Genomic DNA, 15,864 nt, shown 5'->3' with positions numbered 1-15,864 from the left:
CCGGAAACACGGCGTCGCGCGCGGTGCCGTTCCCCGCGCTCTCCGTCGTCGTCAGGGGGCCGGCGCTCTTCCTCGACCAGTGCGGGTTCCGACGTCGATGGCCTGAAGTGGTTCCTGCGCCGAAGATCTTGACGCGTCTGCGGCGTATCGAACCGCCGTTGTGATCGTTTCTTCAGCCGAAACCCTCACAACGGGAGGACGCGCGGTGACGGCTTGGCAGTACCTCGCCGGAGCGGGCATGGTGGCGGCACTCTGCCCGCTGTACGGCCATGTGGCGGTCGCGGACGACGGCACGGGCCCCGAGCCCGTACGCGGCCACGGGGCCCGGCTCGACGTCTGTGTTCCGGGCGGGAAGCCGCGCCCGCCCGCCACCGTGCCCCCGGCCGTCGTGCCCCCGGCGGTCGAGCCGCCCGCGGTGCGGCCTCCGGTACGGGTCCTCGTGCCCGGCGCCGGGCGGCCCACCGTGCACCACCCGGGGCGGGGGCCCGCGCCGGCCGTCGCGGCCCCGGGAGCGGCGCCCTCGCCGGCGGCGAAGGCCGGGGCCGGGGAGGCGCAGCCCGCGCCACCCGCGCCGGATCCCCGGGTCGCTGCCGGGCCGGCGCCGGCCGCGACGCCCGCCCCGCCCCGGGCCGCGGCAGTGGCCGCGCCCGCCGTCGCCTTCCACGTGCGTCCGTACCACTCGATCGCCCTGGAGCGGCGCGGCCCGGGCGGCATGTCCACCGTGATGCTCATGGTCGTCGTCACCACCCCGGCGGTCCTCGCGGCCGCCGCGCTGCGGCCGCGTTCCAAGGGACGTCGCTGAGCCCGACCGCCCCACCGCCCACCGCCCCACCCGATCCGCCGATCCACCGATCCACCAACGGGAGAACCCTCGTGTCCGAATGGCTGGTCCTGGCCGTCGCCATGGCGCTCGTCTGCGCCCTCGTCCTCGCCTGCACCGCGCTCCGGCACCGCCGGGTCGCGGAGGACGAGGACACCAGCGAAACCCCCGACGTCATCGAGTACATGACGATGATGGTGGGCGTGGTCTACGCCATCGTGCTGGGCCTCGCCATCGCCGGAGTCTGGGAGGCGCGCGGTGCCGCCGAGGACAGCGTCCGCCGCGAGGCCCAGTCGCTGTACGAGGTCACCCAGCGCGCCGACGTCTACCCGACCCCGGTCCGCGACCGGATCCGCGGCGAGGTCGACGCGTACGTCTCCCACACCGTCGCCGTGGACTGGCCGCTGCTCACCTCGGGCCAGGGCGCCTCGACCCAGGGCGCCGACCTGCTCGGCAAGCTGCGCACCGACGTCACCCACCAGAGCCCGGCGAACGAGCTCCAGGCGCAGGCCTACCAGCCGCTGCTCGACCACATCGCGGCCGCCGACGACGCCCGGCACTCGCGCATGCAGGCCGACGAGTCCACCCTGCCGAGCGTGGTGTGGTTCGGGTTGCTGGTCGGCGGGCTGGTCACGGTGGGGCTGATCTTCACCCTGCAGATCCGCCGGTCCGGGCGCGAGCTGCTGCTGGCGGGGCTGTTCAGCGCGCTGATCGTGTTCCTGCTGTTCATGGTGTGGAGCTTCGACGCGCCCTACGGCCGGGACGGAATCGATTCCGCGGGTCCGTTCCAGGACCTGTTCCCGAAGGTCGCGCTGGCCGCGGCCGAGCACTGATCCGCCGAGGGCCCCGGTACGGCGCGGGCGGGCCGGCTCAGGCCGGTCCGCTGCCCGACAGGGCCACCTGCCGCCGTACGGCCGCCACCACCGGCGAATGCCGCAGCGCGTGGGAGATCCGTACGAGGTCGCGCGGCCCCCCGAGGGTGTCGAGGACGCTCTCCTCGCTCGCCCCGATGACCGCGCCCTCCGGGTCCGCCGAACGGGCCTGTACGGCGGCCGCGACCATCGCCGCGTCGGCGACCGCCCGCGCCGCCTCCTCCCCCGCCCCCGCCGCGCGGGCCCGCGCGTACGCGTCCTCGCGGCGGCCGGGGTCGAAGTACGGGCCGAGGTGCAGGAATCCGTCGTGGATGTCCGACTCGCGCTGGATCACCCGCAGTTCCGCCGGGGCCCACCAGGACATCTGCACGCAGGGAGTGCCGCTCGGGGCGCCGATCTGCACCTCGTGCCAGAGCGCGCCGAGGCGCCGGTACGTCGTCCAGGTCTGCCAGCTGTCGGACAGCCGCTGGCACAGCAGGGGCAGGACGAAGCCGATCGCGCTGATCAGCGCGCCGACGGAGGCGAGCGGCGGGGCGATGTAGGTGCTCAGGTCGTCGAGGTCGTGGCCGGCCCAGCGGGCGACCACCGCGGAGATCTTGGTGGCGTCGTAGCTGAGGTTGAAGACGTAGCCCGAGACGATGATCATCAAGCCGATCCGCAGCCAGCCGTGCACCTGCAGGGACCAGCGCCAGCACATCGCCACCATCACGACGGCCGCCACCAGGTGAGCCGTCAGGTAGAGGGCGATCATCTGCTGGATGTACGGGGTGTTGGCGTAGTACGTGTCGAAGTCGCGCAGCCGCTCGACCGGTGTGTGGCCGAGCGAGAAGAGCACCACCAGCACCACGACGACGCCGCCGTAGCCGATCATCCAGCGGCGCGAGATGCGCCGGGTCACCTCGGGCGGGCCGCCGCGCCAGTTCACGATCAGCACCAGGCAGGCGGCGCTGAAGAGGGTGATGAGGCAGTAGACGAGGGGGGCGGAGAAGTTGGTGATGCCGGTCCACCCGTTGACCGCCCCGATGGTGGGCGGGGCGGCGAAGGTGAACACCGATCCGGCCAGGATCAGCAGGGCGCAGACCGACCGCAGCAGCGGATCGCGCCAGTTGTGCCGTAGCGCCGGCAGCTTGAAGGCGAGCGAGACCGCCAGGGCGGCTGCCGGTATGTAGTAATCCTGGCCGTTCAACGGTCGTTCCTGTGCCCCCGGTATCCGAGCGAGGCCTCGATGCGGCCCGCCAACTGATCACGCTGCGCGGGCGCCCGATGGCTCGCGGACCCGGCGAGCCAGGTTCGACAGCGGCTGCCCAGCAGTAAGCCGAACGTCTCCGCCTCGGTCTCCTCCGAGACGTCGGCGCGCGTGCGCGCGGCGACGCTGCGGACGGTCTCGGCGATGTCGGCCTCGTCCGACAGCAGCCGGGCGGCGACGGCGGCTCCGTCGACGTGGTGGCTGCAGTGGCCGGCCTTCATGTGCCACAGCTCGTGGCCCAGGATGACCAGCTGGTGGTCGGGTGCGGTGCGTTCCTCGATGACCACCAGATCGCGGTCCGCCATGTCGAGCCACAGGCCGCTGGCCGTCCCCGGCGGGAACGAGGCCATCCGGAAGTCCACCCGGCGGCCGCGGTGTCTGCTCATGCCCTCGCAGAGGGCGGCGTAGAGGTCCACGGGTTCCACGGGCGCGGTCAGCCGGAGCCCGGCCACCAGTTCGCCGCACAACCGGCGCTGCTCTCTGCCTATGCTCACCGTTCTCCCCGTCGGCGCGGATCCGGATCAGGACTCAAGGATCAGACCCAGACTCTCGACCGGGTCATCATTCATTCGGTTTGACGCTTTCGAGAAGCATGTCCAGCCACTCGGTCACCTTGTCCCGGTGTTTGTCGCTGGGCAGTTGGGCCGCGCGCCAGGCGATGCCGCGGACACCGTGGTTCTGCAGGAGTCTTGCCAGCGGATCGCCGGTCGAAGCAGCCGGAGCGGGTACGGTTTCGCGTGTGCGGCCCGCGTAGTCCTGGAGCAGCTGCTGCTCGGTCCGCTGGAGGGCGTCGGTGAGGGCTTCGGCGTCGTGGGCGGTGAGGAAGCCGGCGTGGACGCCGAAGAAGCGCTGGATGGCGTCACAGTGCTCCATGGTGGGCCGGCGGTCGCCGTTGATCAGGGCGCCCGCCTGCTGGCGGGACATGCCGGCGCCGTCCGCGATCTCCTGCTGCGTGTAGCGGCGTCCGTTCGGTTTCAGCCGGGTGCGCCGGAGCAGGTCGAGGCGCTGGAGGAAGCGCGTCTGCAGGCAGGGCTCGACGGCGGGCCGACCGTCGAGCAGGGACCTGACAACGTCGGCGGGAACGCCGGAGGCCTCGGAGAGGCGGCGCAGGTCGAAGACCTTGTTCAGGTCGCGGCCCATCTTGCCCGCGAGTTCGGCGACGCGCGTGACGGTGGCTGCCAGGGGCGCGTTGGCCACCGCGACGGGAGCCGGGAAGCCGTCTGTCACCAGTGGTTCTCCTAGATCGCGGCGGGGTCGGTACGGGCACATGGTCGGCTTTTGGAATCTAGCCGAGGAGCCGCCGCAGGGCCAGAACTTGCCACAGCTGTGGCGGGAATGAGCTGTCAAGAGGCTGGAATTGCCACGATAGTTGACACTCGAATGAAGTCGGTAGCAGGATCGCCAGAGGAAATTGAAGATCCAGACCGTGAAGAGGGGGAGCTCTCGGTGCCACATCTCGCAGCGGTGCGCCCGTCCGATGGGCTTGCCCGAGCCGGTGAGGAACGCCTTCCGGGCGAAGAATCCGCACGCGGCGCAGTGCGGTCGGAGCGACGCAAGGAGATTTTGCGCCAGCGGCGCGAGGAACTGGGCCTGAGCCAGGAGGACCTCGCCGCCCGGCTGCGCATCAGCGTCCGCGCCTACGGCAACTGGGAACGCGGCCTGGTCAAGGAATGGACCGACCGCAAACTGCTCGCCCTGGCCGAGGCCTTGGAGATGAGCGAGCGGCAGTGCTTCTGGCTCTTCCGCGTCATGGTCGACCGGGACCCGCCGCCGACCTGGCGGGCCGCCGAGGAGAGCCGGCTGCCCCAGGACCCCGCCCAGCGGGACTACCTGTGCGACTACGCGGCGCTCATGGAAGCGGTGCCCTACCCGAGCTTCCTGGTGGACCGCCGCTGGGACGTGGCGCTGACCAACTCGGCGTTCGACAAGCTCTTCCAGTCGGTGCGCCCGCATCCGACCGCCCTGCCGGACGACAACTTCCTGCGCTTCGTGCTGTTCCACCCGGACGCCGCGGCCGTGCTGGAGGACCACGAACCGGCCTGGTGCGTACCGCTGCTGGCCCAGTTCGCCGGCGCGCTCGCCGCCGCCCCGGAGGACGAGGGCCTCAACAGCATCCGCCAGGAGGTGGCCCGCGATCCGTTCATGGAGGCGGCCTACCGCTACGGGGTGCCGCACTGGCTGAGCACCCACGGGGCGGACGCCGCCGAGCTGGACGGGGCCGTGCGGACCGTCCGCCACTGGGACCCGCGCTGGGGGCACGTGCGCTGCCGGCTGGTGGCCGAATCCAGCCGGATGCTCGACGGGATGGGACTCACCCGGATCACCATGATCCTGTCGACCCCGCAGGGCGCGGCGACGGGCCCGGCCGGCGGCGGCTCGACCGCCCCGCTCCAGCAGGGCCCCCGGCTGCGCGCCGTGCCGTCGCTGGAGGACTAGCCGCGGCGGGGGACACTGGAGTCTCCATCACGGGTCGATCCCGTGCCGCGGGAGCGGATGTCACGGATCGTGGCACCGGTCGTGGCGCGGGCGAAGGGCGGTAGGGCGTGCGGCTGACCATCCTCGGCGGGGGCGGGTTCCGGGTACCGCTGGTCTACGGTGCACTCCTCGGCGACCACGCCGAGGGCCGGGTGTCCCACGTGACCCTGTACGACGAGGACCCCGCCCGGCTCGGCGCCATGGCCCGGGTGCTCGCCGACCAGGCGGCCGCCTCCGGGGTGTCCGACGCCCCGGCCGTCACCGCCACCCGCGACCTCGACGAGGCGCTGCGCGGGGCCGACTTCGTCTTCTCCGCCATCCGCGTCGGCGGCCTCGAAGGGCGCGCCGCCGACGAGCGGGTCGCACTGGCCGAGGGAGTGCTGGGCCAGGAGACGGTCGGCGCGGGCGGGATCGCGTACGGCCTGCGGACGGTGCCGGTCGCCCGGGAGATCGCCCGCAGGGTGGCCCGCATCGCCCCCGAGGCCTGGGTCATCAACTTCACCAACCCGGCCGGACTGGTCACCGAGGCCATGGCCGAGGCGCTCGGCGACCGGGTGATCGGGATCTGCGACTCCCCGGTGGGGCTCGGCCGGCGCCTCGCCCGGCTGCTCGGCGCCCGCCCCGAGGAGGCCTGGATCGACTACGTCGGCCTCAACCACCTGGGCTGGGTCCGCGGTCTGCGCATCGCCGGCCGGGACGAACTGCCGCGGCTGCTGGCCGACACCGAGGCGCTGGAGTCCTTCGAGGAGGGCCGGCTGTTCGGGGCGCAGTGGCTGCGCTCGCTCGGAGCGATCCCGAACGAGTACCTGCATTACTACTACTTCAACCGTGACACCGTACGCGCGTACACGGAGGCCGAGCAGACCCGCGGGGCCTTCCTGCGCGACCAGCAGCGCGGGTTCTACGCCGAGGCGGGCCGGGCGGACCGGGCCGCCGGTGCGGCGCTGGCCGCATGGGACCGGACCCGGGCCGAGCGGGAGGCCACGTACATGGCCGAGAACCGCGAGGCGGCGGGTCTGGGCGAGCGCGACGAGAGCGATCTGGAGTCCGGCGGTTACGAGAAGGTGGCGCTCGCGCTGATGCGGGCCATCTCCCGGGACGAGCGGGCCACGCTGATCCTCAACGTCCGGGGCCGCGGCGTGCTGTCCGTGCTCGACGCGCAGGCGGTCGTCGAGGTGCCCTGCCTGGTCGACGCGAACGGCGCCCACCCGGTGGCCGTGGACCCGCTCCCGCTGCACGCGGTGGGCCTGGTGACCTCCGTCAAGGCGGTCGAGCGGGAGGTCCTCGCGGCCGCCGCGAGCGGCTCCCGTGCGGACGCGGTCAAGGCGTTCGCGCTGCACCCGCTGGTGGACTCGGTCGGCGTGGCCCGGCGGCTGCTGGACCGGTACGCGGCCGAGCACCCGGGCCTGGCCTACCTGCGCTGATCCCGCGCGTGCGGGCCCGCCGCGGGTCCCCCGTACGGCCCAGTGCGCATGCGGCGGGGCAGGGGCGCTGTGAGAGTGCGAGATGTGACCACTGCCCCCGCCGAAGTCGCGGCCGAAGCCTCGGTGCCCCCCGTGCTCGACCGGCGGCGGCGCAACGTCGTCTTCGGCACGATCATGCTCGGGGTGCTGCTCGCGGCACTGGACCAGACGATCGTCGGCACCGCGCTGCCCACGATCGTGGCGGATCTGGGCGGCGGGGACCACATGTCGTGGGTGGTGACCTCGTACCTGCTCGCGGAGACCGTCGCGACGGTGCTGGTGGGCAAGTTCGGTGACCTCTTCGGCCGGAAACTGATCTTCCAGATCTCGGCGATCGTGTTCATCACCGGCTCGTTCCTGTGCGGCCTGGCGAGCAACATGTCCCTGCTCATCCTGTGGCGGGGCGTCCAGGGCGTCGGCGCCGGCGGCCTGATGGTCACCTCCATGGCCCTGATCGCCGACGTGGTCCCCCTGCGCGAACGCGGCAAGTACCAGGGCGCCATCGGAGCCGTCTTCGGGGTCGCGACCGTCATCGGGCCGCTGCTCGGCGGCCTGTTCACCGACCACCTGACCTGGCGGTGGGCGTTCTACGTGAACGTCCCGATCGCGATCCTCGTCGTGATCGCGGCGGCCCGGACGATCCCCTCGGTCCGCGCGGCCGGGGGGACCCGCATCGACTACCTGGGCATCGCCCTGGTGGCCGTGGGCTCCAGCGCCCTGATCCTGGCCACCAGCTGGGGCGGCAACGAGTACGCCTGGGATTCCGCGACGATCATCGGTCTCTTCGTGCTCGGCGTGCTGGCGCTGGCCCTGTTCTGCCTGGTCGAGACGCGGGCGGCGGAACCGATGCTGCCGATGCGGCTGTTCCGCAACCAGGTCTTCACGGTCTGCTCGGTGCTCAGCTTCGTGGTCGGCTTCGCGATGCTCGGCGCGATGACCTTCCTGCCGACGTACCTGCAGTTCGTGGACGGGGATTCGGCCACGGTCTCGGGCGTGCGGACGCTGCCGCTGGTGATCGGCCTGCTGATCGCGTCCGTCTTCAGCGGGAACGTCACGAGCAAGACCGGCCGGTACCGGATCTTCCCCATCGTCGGCTGCCTCGTGATGGGCGTCGGACTGTACCTGCTGTCGCGGATGGGGCCGGAGACGGGCGTCTGGCTGGAATCGGTGTACATGTTCGTGCTCGGCGTCGGGATCGGCCTGTGCATGCAGGTGCTGACGATCGCCGTGCAGAACACCGTGGACTACACCGACCTCGGCACCGCCACATCAGGTGTCACGTTCTTCCGTACGCTCGGCAGCTCGTTCGGCACCGCCGTGTTCGGGACGATCTACGCCAACACCCTCGGCCCCGCACTGGAGAAGGCCGTCGCCGAGGCGGCCCGGGCCACCGGGGCCGACCCCGCGCAGCTGGCGAAGGCGGCCCAGAGCCCGCAGGGGGTGCACGGGCTCGACCCGGCGGCGGCCGGCCCCATCGTCGAGGCGTACACGCAGGCCCTGCACACGGTGTTCCTGTGGACCGTGCCGGTGGCCGGGGTCGGCTTCGTCGTCGCGCTCTTCCTCAAACAGGTCCACCTGCGGGACTCGGCCCGCGCGGCGTCGACGGACATGGGCGACGGCTTCGCCTCACCGGCCAGCGCCTCCGGGGACTCGGCCAAACTGCTGGAGCTGGCGGTCGGCAAACTCGTTCGGAACATGGGGCCGCAGACGGCGCGGGCGATCGTCGACGCCTCGGACACGCGGCTGGACATCGCGGGCGTGTGGGCGGTGATGCAGGTGGAGATCATGACCCGTACGGTCGGCCACGCGAGCCTCGGGCTCATCGCCTCGCGCCGCGCCCTGCCGCCGGAGGTCCTGGTCCCGGTCTTCGACCGGATGGAGCAGGAGGGGTTCCTGACCCGCGAGGGCACCTTCTTCACGCTCACGCAGGCCGGGCGGCGGGAGGCGGCGACCCTCTCGAAGGCATGGGGGGACTGGCTCGGCGACCAGCTGGAGAAGGACCGCGGCCGGCCGCGGAGCGAGGAACTCCGGGCGGCGGCCGACGCGATCGCGAAGCGGCTGCTGGCGGAGGACCTGGGCGAGGGGTACTTCGCGCGGAAGACCCCGGTCGGGGCCTGATCCGCGGCCTGATCCGAGGCCGGGGCCGGAGGCCGCTGGGACATGGCCGTCGGCGTGGGCGGCGTGATCGCGGCCGGAACCGGACTCCGGCGCACCAGGCCGTCAGAGTCCGGCGGACCGGCCGCTGGTGATGCGGCTCCACAGCGAACGCGTGGCGCCGAAGCCGCTCTCGTGCACCCAGACGTGGGTGCAGGAAGGGCACTGCAGGTGCAGCAGGCTGCCCGTGTTGGTGAGCAGGTAGCGCCAGTGCGCGGAGCAGGTGCGCCGCTCCTCGCAGGGCGCGCAGCCGCGGGCGTCATCGCAGCTCGGGCAGGCCACCCAGGCGCGTCGGCCGGGGTCCGCCTGCGGGTCAAGCGGCAGCATGGCCGTCCCCGCGCGGGGCGAGCACACCGGCCTCGACCAGGCCGTCGTAGATGCGCTGCTGCTCGGCGTCGAGGCCGGAGTACAGCAGGTCGTACGCCGCTTCCTCGCCGCGCAGTACCTCGATCGGGTCCCAGTCGGGGCCGAGTGCGGCCATGACCTGGGCCCGCCGGAGGACCTCCTGGGCGGTGAGGTCGACGCCGAAGTCGACCAGCCCGGGGGCGCCCGGGTCGCTGGGGGATGTGGGGTGGTGTGGGGCCATACTTCAGAACTTAGGTATGCCTTCCTTCCGCTGGCAAGAGGGGGTGGGAGATGTCACAGCAGGTCGGCGGCGCGGGTGGAAGGCCCCTGGGCACCGCCTAGCGGGTCGGGTAGTCGTACGAGGGGACGGGCGGCAGGGTCGGTCCGAGCTCGGGGCGCCAGGCGCGCAGGACCGCCGCCGAAGGCGCGTAGAGGGCCTCCGGGATCCCGTCCGGGGCGAACCACTGCCAGCGCAGGATCTTGTGCGGCTCGGTGACCTTCGCGGTGCCCTCGGCGGAGCCGGTGACGGCCCCCGCCGTCAGGCGGGTCGTCCCGGCCTCCGGGGAGAGCTGGACGGCCAGGATCCGGACCTCCCCGGGAGCCACCCGCAGGTCCGTCTCCTCGGCCAGTTCACGGGCGGCGGCCTGCTCGAAGCTCTCGCCGGGGTCGACCTTCCCGCCGGGCAGCTCCCAGCGCCCGTCGTGCGCCTGGCCGAGCAGTACCCGCCCGTCCGCGTCGGTGACGACGAGGCCGACGCCGACGACGGCGTTGGGCCGGGGGACGACCCGTGCCGGGCGTTCGGGTCGGTCGTCCGGTGTGGTCATCGTTCTGATCCGATCTGTCGCTGCGGCGCTCGGCCGCTCGGCCGCTCGGGTTGCCGGTTCGGCAACAGAGTTTGTCAGCCGGGCGGGGCGGCCACACCCTCGGAGGCATGGACGACACGAGGGACAACACGCTGACCGGCTCCTTCGACGTGGTGGTCGTGGGAGGCGGGACCGCCGGCCTCGCCGGAGCGCTGACGCTGGCCCGGGCCCGCCGTACGGTGTTGGTGCTCGACTCCGGCAGCCCCCGCAACGCCCCCGCCGCCCACCTGCACGGGTACCTGGGCCGGGACGGGGCGAGCCCGGCGGAGCTGCTGGCCGTGGGGCGGGCCGAGGTCACCGGGTACGGGGGCGAGATCCGGGCGGGGGCCGCCGGCACCGCGCTCGCCGCCGACCGGCTGCCGGGCGGCGGCTTCGCCGTCCGGTGCGCCGACGGGTCCGCCGTACGGGCCGGCCGGCTGCTCGTCGCCACCGGGCTGGTCGACGAGCTGCCGGAGCTGCCCGGGCTCCGGGAGCACTGGGGGCGGGACGTGCTGCACTGCCCGTACTGCCACGGCTGGGAGGTCCGCGACGAGCCGGTCGCCGTGCTGGCCACCGGGCCGCTCGCCGTGCACCAGGCGCAGACGTGGCGGAGCTGGACCGACCGCGTGACGCTGCTGACCCACACCTGGCGGCTCACCGGCGAGGACCGGGAGCTGCTGGCCGCGCTCGCCATCGCGGTGGTGGAGGGTGAGGTGACCGGTCTCGCCGCCGACGGCGACCGGCTGGCCGGGGTGACCCTGGCCGACGGCGCGGCCGTCGCGTGCACGGCCCTGGTGGTGGCCCCGCGGTTCACCGCCCGCGCCGGGGTGGCGGCGAGCCTCGGGCTGCCCGTCGCCACCGTGGAGCGCGATGGAGCGGTGATCGGCACCTGTCTGGAGGCGGATCCGGCGAGCGGGGCCACCGCGCTGCGCGGCGTCTGGGCCGCCGGGAACGTGGCCGACCCCATGGAGAAGCTGGCCGGTGCCGCCGCGGCCGGGGTGCGGGCGGCCGTGGCGATCAACGGCGACCTCATCGAGGAGGAGGGTCGGCGGGCTCTCGAAGCCCACCGCGCCGCCGGCGGAGCGTAGGGGGTGTCGGACGCCTGTGCGGGTTTCGGCCGGGGCGGGTTCGTGCAGGCTCTGAGCGGTCTGATCTTCGTACCTTTCGTCGGCTCAGAGGCTCGGGGGGCTCGCAGTGGCACATGTGCTCGTCATCGGCGGCGGTGTCGGAGGGCTGGCGACCGCACTGCTCGCCGCGCGCCACGGACACACCGCCGAACTGTTCGAACGCGATACGCGTGCCCCCGGCGCCGCGCTCGACCGGGACTTCTTCGGATGGCACCGGCCGGGCGTCCCGCAGGCCACGCAGCCGCACGCCCTGCTCGGCGCGGCGCGTACCGTCCTGCGGCAGGAACTGCCCGACGTCCACGCGGAGATGCTGCGGCTGGGCGCGCGCGAGCGGCACGAGCTGGACTGGTTCGACGTACGCCCGCCGGCCCGGCCCGGCGACGAGGACCTGGTGATGCTCCAGGCCCGGCGCATCGTGCTGGAGAGCGCTCTGGCCACCGCCCTGCGCGCCGAGCCCGGGGCCGTCATGCACCACGGGGAGCCGGTGACGGGGCTGCTCGCCGAGCCGACGGGTTCCGCCGTACGGGTGAGGGGGGTGATCACGCCGGCCGGTGCGTACGCGGGGGACCTCGTCGTGGACGCGGGCGGGCGGCGCGGCGGTGTCGAGCGCCTGCTGCCCGCGGTGGGCTGCCGGCCGTCGGTCGTGGAACGCCACCGCACGGGGCTGGCGTACTTCTGCCGCTGGTACCGGCTGCCGGAGGGGATGGAGGAGGGGCCGCGCCGGCCCTGGGCGGTGACCGGCAACACGTTCGCAGGGTGCGCCGTCTTCCCGGCCGACAACCGGGCCTTCGCCGTCACCCTGTTCGTCCACACCCGGGACGCCACCCGCTCCGCGCTGCGCGATCCCGCCGTGTTCGAGGCCGCCGCGCGGACCTTTCCGCCCGGCGCGACCTGGCTGGACCTGGGCGCCGAACCGCTGTCCGGGGTACTGGCCACGGCGAGCCTGGACAACCGGTGGAGCGCGCTGGTCGACGGGCGGGGGCCGGTGGCGACCGGCCTGGTCCCGATCGGGGACGCGATCACGCACACCAATCCGACGCTGGGGCAGGGCACCTCGCTGGCGCTGTGGGCCGCCCTCAGGGTGGCCCGTACGGCGGACCGGGACGCGGGGTCGGTGCGGTTCGCCGCCGCCTACCACGCCTGGGCCGTGCGGACGCTGAAGCCGTGGTTCGACTTCCAGGTGGTGGCCGACGCGGCCATCGGGGAGCGGTTCGCGACGCGGGCCGGGCGGCGGACGGATTCGGCGCGCGCGGTGGCCGCGCTGTTCGAGTGCGCGCTGGAGGACCCCGAGGTGATGCGGGCCCGGGCGCGGGTGCGCCACCTGGTCGAGCCGCCGGAGCGGGCGTACGCGGACCCGCGGGTGCGGGCGCGGGTGGAGCGCTGGCTGGCGGCCCGGCCGGGGTACGCGCCCCACGAGGCGGGGCCGGACCGGGCACAGTGGGAGCGGCTGGTCTACGATCCGGCGACCTCGCCGAGGACCTCGGCGAGGTCGTAGCCGACGACCTCCTCGAGCTGGCCGTAGGTGCAGCCGGCCGGTTCGCGGTCGGGCCGCCAGCGGCGGAACTGGGCGGTGTGCCGGAAGCGGTCGCCCTCCATGTGGTCGTAGGCGACCTCGCAGACGCGCTCGGGGCGCAGCGGCACCCACGAGAGGTCCTTCTTGCCGGTCCAGCGGCTCTGCGCGCCGGGCAGCCGGGCGCCCTCGTGCGCGGACTCCTCGGCCCAGGCGGCCCACGGGTGGCCGGTGGTGTCGTCCATCCGCAGCGGCGCGAGCTCGTCCACCAGCTCGGCGCGGCGCTTCATCGGGAAGGCGGCGCAGACGCCCACGTGCTGGAGCCCGCCGCCGGCGTCGTACAGGCCCAGGAGCAGCGATCCGACAATCGGACCGCTCTTGTGGAAACGGAAACCCGCGATGACGACGTCGGCCGTACGCTCGTGCTTGATCTTGAACATGAGGCGGGCATCGGGCCGGTAGGGGAGGTCGAGCGGTTTGGCGACCACCCCGTCGAGCCCGGCGCCCTCGAACCGCTCGAACCACTCCTGCGCGAGCGCGGGGTCGGTGGTCGCGGGCGCGAGGTGAACGGGGGGCCGAGCGGTGGACAGGGCATCGGTGAGGGCGCTGCGGCGGTCGGCGAGCGGGGTGTCGAGGAGCCCCTCGTCGCCGAGTGCGAGCAGATCGAAGGCGACGAAGCTGGCAGGGGTCTTCTGCGCCAGCATGTCGACGCGGGACTGCGCGGGATGGATCCGCTCGGTCAGCCGGTCGAAGTCCAGCCGCCCGCCGTGCACGATGACGATCTCGCCGTCCACCACGCAGCGGGCCGGCAGGTTCTCCCTCAGCGCGGTCACCAGCTCGGGAAAGTACCGGGTCAGGGTCTTTCCGGTGCGGCTGCCGATCTCCACCTCGTCGCCGTCGCGGTGGACGATGGCCCGGAAGCCGTCCCACTTGGCCTCGTACTGCATACCCGGCGGGATCTTGGACACCGACTTGGCGAGCATCGGCTTCACGGGCGGCATCACGGGCAGATCCATGTCTTAGATTCTGCGGTGGTACGTCCCGAAGCGCCCGGTATGCGCACCGGGCGGGGGCCGCCTACCGTGGCGCACATGGGTGCATCCGGTAATGCCATCGAGCTGGACGCGGGCGGGCGGACCGTGCGGCTGTCCAGCCCGGACAAGGTCTACTTTCCCGAGCGGGGCCTGACGAAGCTGGACGTGGCGCGGTACTACCTGTCCGTGGCCGACGGGATCACGCGCGCCCTGCGCAACCGGCCCACCACCCTGGAGCGCTACCCCGACGGGGTCGGGGGTGAGTCCTTCTTCCAGAAGCGCGCCCCGAAGAACCTGCCCGACTGGATCCCGACCGCGCACATCGAGTTCCCCAGCGGGCGCTCGGCCGACGAGATCTGCCCGACCGAGCCGGCCGCCGTGCTGTGGGCCGCCAACCTGGGCTGTCTCACCTTCCACCCCTGGCCGGTGCGGCGCGAGGACACCGACCGGCCCGACGAACTGCGCATCGACCTGGACCCGCAGCCGGGCACCGACTACCACCACGCGGTGATCTGCGCCCACGAGCTGCGCGACGTACTGGAGGACCTGGGCCTGCGCGGCTGGCCCAAGACCTCCGGCGGACGCGGTCTGCACGTCTTCGTCCCGATCGAACCGCGCTGGACCTTCACCGAGGTCCGGCGCTGCGCGATCGCGATCGGCCGCGAGCTGGAACAGCGGATGCCCGGCAAGGTGACCACGGCGTGGTGGAAGGAGGAGCGCGGCGAGCGGATCTTCGTCGACTACAACCAGACCGCCCGCGACCGCACGATCGCCTCCGCCTACTCCGTACGCCCGCGCCCGCACGCCCCCGTCTCGGCCCCGCTGCGCTGGGACGAGATCGACTCCGCCGAGCCCCGCGACTTCGACATCACCACGATGCCGGCGCGCTACGCCGAACTCGGCGACCTGCACGCGGACATGGACGGGCACGCCTTCGTCCTGGACGCGGCCCTGGAACTGGCGGACCGCCACGAACACGAGCACGGCCTGGGCGACATGCCGTACCCGCCGGACTACCCGAAGATGCCGGGCGAACCGAAGCGCGTCCAGCCGAGCCGGGCGAAGCACGAGGAAGCCGAGCACGAGGACTGAGCGCTGTCGGTGGCGGGTGCCATGCTCGTAGGGAGGACGGAAGGAGTACGGGTCATGCTCACGACGGACTACAAGGACGGCTCGCCGAACTGGGTCGACCTCGGCACGCCCGACCTCGACGGCGCCGCCGGGTTCTACACCGGCCTGTTCGGCTGGGACTACCGGCCGGGCGGTGAGGAAGCCGGCGGATACGCGATGTTCCAGCTCGACGGCAAGATCGCGGCCGGCGGCATGGCCGTCGCGCCGGAGGAGGTCCGGACGGCCTGGACGCTCTACTTCCAGACCTCCGACGCGGAGGCCACCGCGGCCGCCGTGGTCAAGGCGGGCGGCACGGTGGCGGTCGAACCCAGGGACGTCATGGGCCTCGGCCGGATGGCGATCTTCGCCGACCCGGCCGGGGTCACGTTCTCCGTCTGGCAGCCGGGCAGGATCGAAGGCCTCGGCGTCGTGACCGACGTCGGAAGCCTGTGCTGGACCGAGCTGTACACGGACGACGTGCCGGCGGCCGCGGCCTTCTACGGCTCCGTCTTCGGCTGGGAGATCGGCGAGATGCCCTTCGAGGGCGGCTCGTACACCGTGGTCAAGGCCGCGGGCACGCCCGACCAGGCGGCCTTCGGCGGCCTGGTCCCGATCGGGACCGACCCGGTGGAGGATGCCGAACGGCCCTACTGGACCCCGTACTTCGAGGTCGGCGACTGCGATGTGACGGCGGCCGCGGCGGAGCAGTCGGGCGGCAAGGTCCGGCTGTCGCCGGTGTCCATGGAGGGCGTCGGCCGCTTCGCGAAGCTGGCGGACCCCTACGGCGCACGGTTCGCGGTCATCGCCAGTGCTCCCGTCCCGGCCGCCTGAGCCCGTGTGGCCGGGAGCGGAGCGGTGTTGATCAG

The 15,864-nt window shown here is 73.1% G+C and carries 16 protein-coding genes; 9 read left to right on the top strand and 7 right to left on the bottom strand.

The features are described from left to right. Positions 1–205: 205 nt before the first annotated feature. Positions 206–802 (top strand): hypothetical protein, encoded by a 597-nt coding sequence (locus ACFY1T_RS28655; RefSeq protein WP_390790714.1) that lies wholly within the window; start codon positions 206–208, stop codon positions 800–802. Positions 803–873: 71 nt separating this feature from the next. Next, a complete protein-coding gene (locus tag ACFY1T_RS28650) occupies positions 874–1,653 on the top strand; it encodes a DUF4239 domain-containing protein (RefSeq protein ID WP_030868194.1) in 780 nt (259 codons plus the stop codon). 37 nt (positions 1,654–1,690) lie between these two features. On the opposite strand, the gene ACFY1T_RS28645 is transcribed toward ACFY1T_RS28650, so the two are convergent. From ACFY1T_RS28645 to ACFY1T_RS28635, 3 genes are all read right to left on the bottom strand, one after another. Beyond that, positions 1,691–2,878 (bottom strand): MAB_1171c family putative transporter, encoded by a 1,188-nt coding sequence (locus ACFY1T_RS28645; RefSeq protein WP_390790713.1) that lies wholly within the window; start codon positions 2,876–2,878, stop codon positions 1,691–1,693. Next, the gene (locus ACFY1T_RS28640) at positions 2,875–3,432 is read right to left on the bottom strand and encodes a hypothetical protein (RefSeq protein WP_030868200.1); all 558 of its coding nucleotides are present in this window, start codon (positions 3,430–3,432) and stop codon (positions 2,875–2,877) included. The genes ACFY1T_RS28645 and ACFY1T_RS28640 overlap by 4 nt, the downstream gene beginning before the upstream one ends. 67 nt (positions 3,433–3,499) lie before the next feature. Further along, a complete protein-coding gene (locus tag ACFY1T_RS28635; protein WP_030868203.1) occupies positions 3,500–4,165 on the bottom strand; it encodes a helix-turn-helix transcriptional regulator in 666 nt (221 codons plus the stop codon). A gap of 336 nt (positions 4,166–4,501) precedes the next feature. Here ACFY1T_RS28635 and ACFY1T_RS28630 point away from each other — a divergent pair, with 336 nt between their 5' ends. From ACFY1T_RS28630 to ACFY1T_RS28620, 3 genes are all read left to right on the top strand, one after another. Then, complete coding sequence (locus ACFY1T_RS28630; protein ID WP_390790712.1) at positions 4,502–5,374, top strand: helix-turn-helix domain-containing protein; 873 nt, start codon at positions 4,502–4,504, stop codon at positions 5,372–5,374. Positions 5,375–5,481: 107 nt separating this feature from the next. Then, positions 5,482–6,837: a 6-phospho-beta-glucosidase gene (locus ACFY1T_RS28625; protein WP_390790711.1), complete on the top strand. Its 1,356-nt coding sequence runs from the start codon at positions 5,482–5,484 to the stop codon at positions 6,835–6,837. A gap of 84 nt (positions 6,838–6,921) precedes the next feature. Continuing rightward, positions 6,922–8,994, top strand: coding sequence for a DHA2 family efflux MFS transporter permease subunit (locus ACFY1T_RS28620; protein ID WP_390790710.1), 2,073 nt, complete (start codon positions 6,922–6,924; stop codon positions 8,992–8,994). A 102-nt stretch (positions 8,995–9,096) separates the two neighbouring features. Here ACFY1T_RS28620 and ACFY1T_RS28615 read toward each other — a convergent pair whose 3' ends face one another. The 3 genes from ACFY1T_RS28615 to ACFY1T_RS28605 form a co-directional block, all read right to left on the bottom strand. Next, positions 9,097–9,357: a hypothetical protein gene (locus ACFY1T_RS28615; protein ID WP_327134261.1), complete on the bottom strand. Its 261-nt coding sequence runs from the start codon at positions 9,355–9,357 to the stop codon at positions 9,097–9,099. Further along, positions 9,344–9,616 (bottom strand): DUF6400 family protein, encoded by a 273-nt coding sequence (locus ACFY1T_RS28610; protein ID WP_390790709.1) that lies wholly within the window; start codon positions 9,614–9,616, stop codon positions 9,344–9,346. The genes ACFY1T_RS28615 and ACFY1T_RS28610 overlap by 14 nt, the downstream gene beginning before the upstream one ends. Before the next feature lie 97 nt (positions 9,617–9,713). Further along, positions 9,714–10,199, bottom strand: a complete 486-nt coding sequence (locus ACFY1T_RS28605) for an NUDIX hydrolase (protein WP_390790708.1) — start codon at positions 10,197–10,199, stop codon at positions 9,714–9,716. A gap of 107 nt (positions 10,200–10,306) precedes the next feature. Between ACFY1T_RS28605 and ACFY1T_RS28600 the strand changes: the two genes are divergently transcribed. Both ACFY1T_RS28600 and ACFY1T_RS28595 read left to right on the top strand, forming a co-directional pair. Next, a complete protein-coding gene (locus ACFY1T_RS28600; protein WP_390790707.1) occupies positions 10,307–11,305 on the top strand; it encodes an NAD(P)/FAD-dependent oxidoreductase in 999 nt (332 codons plus the stop codon). A 106-nt stretch (positions 11,306–11,411) separates the two neighbouring features. Continuing rightward, on the top strand, positions 11,412–12,839 hold the full coding sequence (locus ACFY1T_RS28595) for an NAD(P)/FAD-dependent oxidoreductase (RefSeq protein ID WP_390790706.1): 1,428 nt from the start codon (positions 11,412–11,414) through the stop codon (positions 12,837–12,839). Here the strand turns inward: ACFY1T_RS28595 and ACFY1T_RS28590 are convergent. Beyond that, positions 12,797–13,870: an ATP-dependent DNA ligase gene (locus ACFY1T_RS28590; protein WP_390790705.1), complete on the bottom strand. Its 1,074-nt coding sequence runs from the start codon at positions 13,868–13,870 to the stop codon at positions 12,797–12,799. The two genes, ACFY1T_RS28595 and ACFY1T_RS28590, sit on opposite strands and share 43 nt — an antisense overlap. Before the next feature lie 75 nt (positions 13,871–13,945). On the opposite strand from ACFY1T_RS28590, the gene ligD reads away from it, so the two are divergent. After that, positions 13,946–14,980: a non-homologous end-joining DNA ligase gene (gene ligD, locus ACFY1T_RS28585; RefSeq protein ID WP_390790704.1), complete on the top strand. Its 1,035-nt coding sequence runs from the start codon at positions 13,946–13,948 to the stop codon at positions 14,978–14,980. Between the two features lie 54 nt (positions 14,981–15,034). After that, entirely contained in the window at positions 15,035–15,829 is a 795-nt protein-coding gene (locus ACFY1T_RS28580) for a VOC family protein (protein WP_390790703.1), read from the top strand. Positions 15,830–15,864 lie beyond the last annotated feature (35 nt).

It is taken from the genome of Streptomyces sp. NPDC001194 (genome assembly GCF_042896985.1).
In the GTDB taxonomy this organism is placed as follows: domain Bacteria; phylum Actinomycetota; class Actinomycetes; order Streptomycetales; family Streptomycetaceae; genus Streptomyces.
The sequence above is the reverse complement of the archived record's forward strand: the minus strand, read 5'-3'. Positions and strand labels throughout refer to the sequence as shown.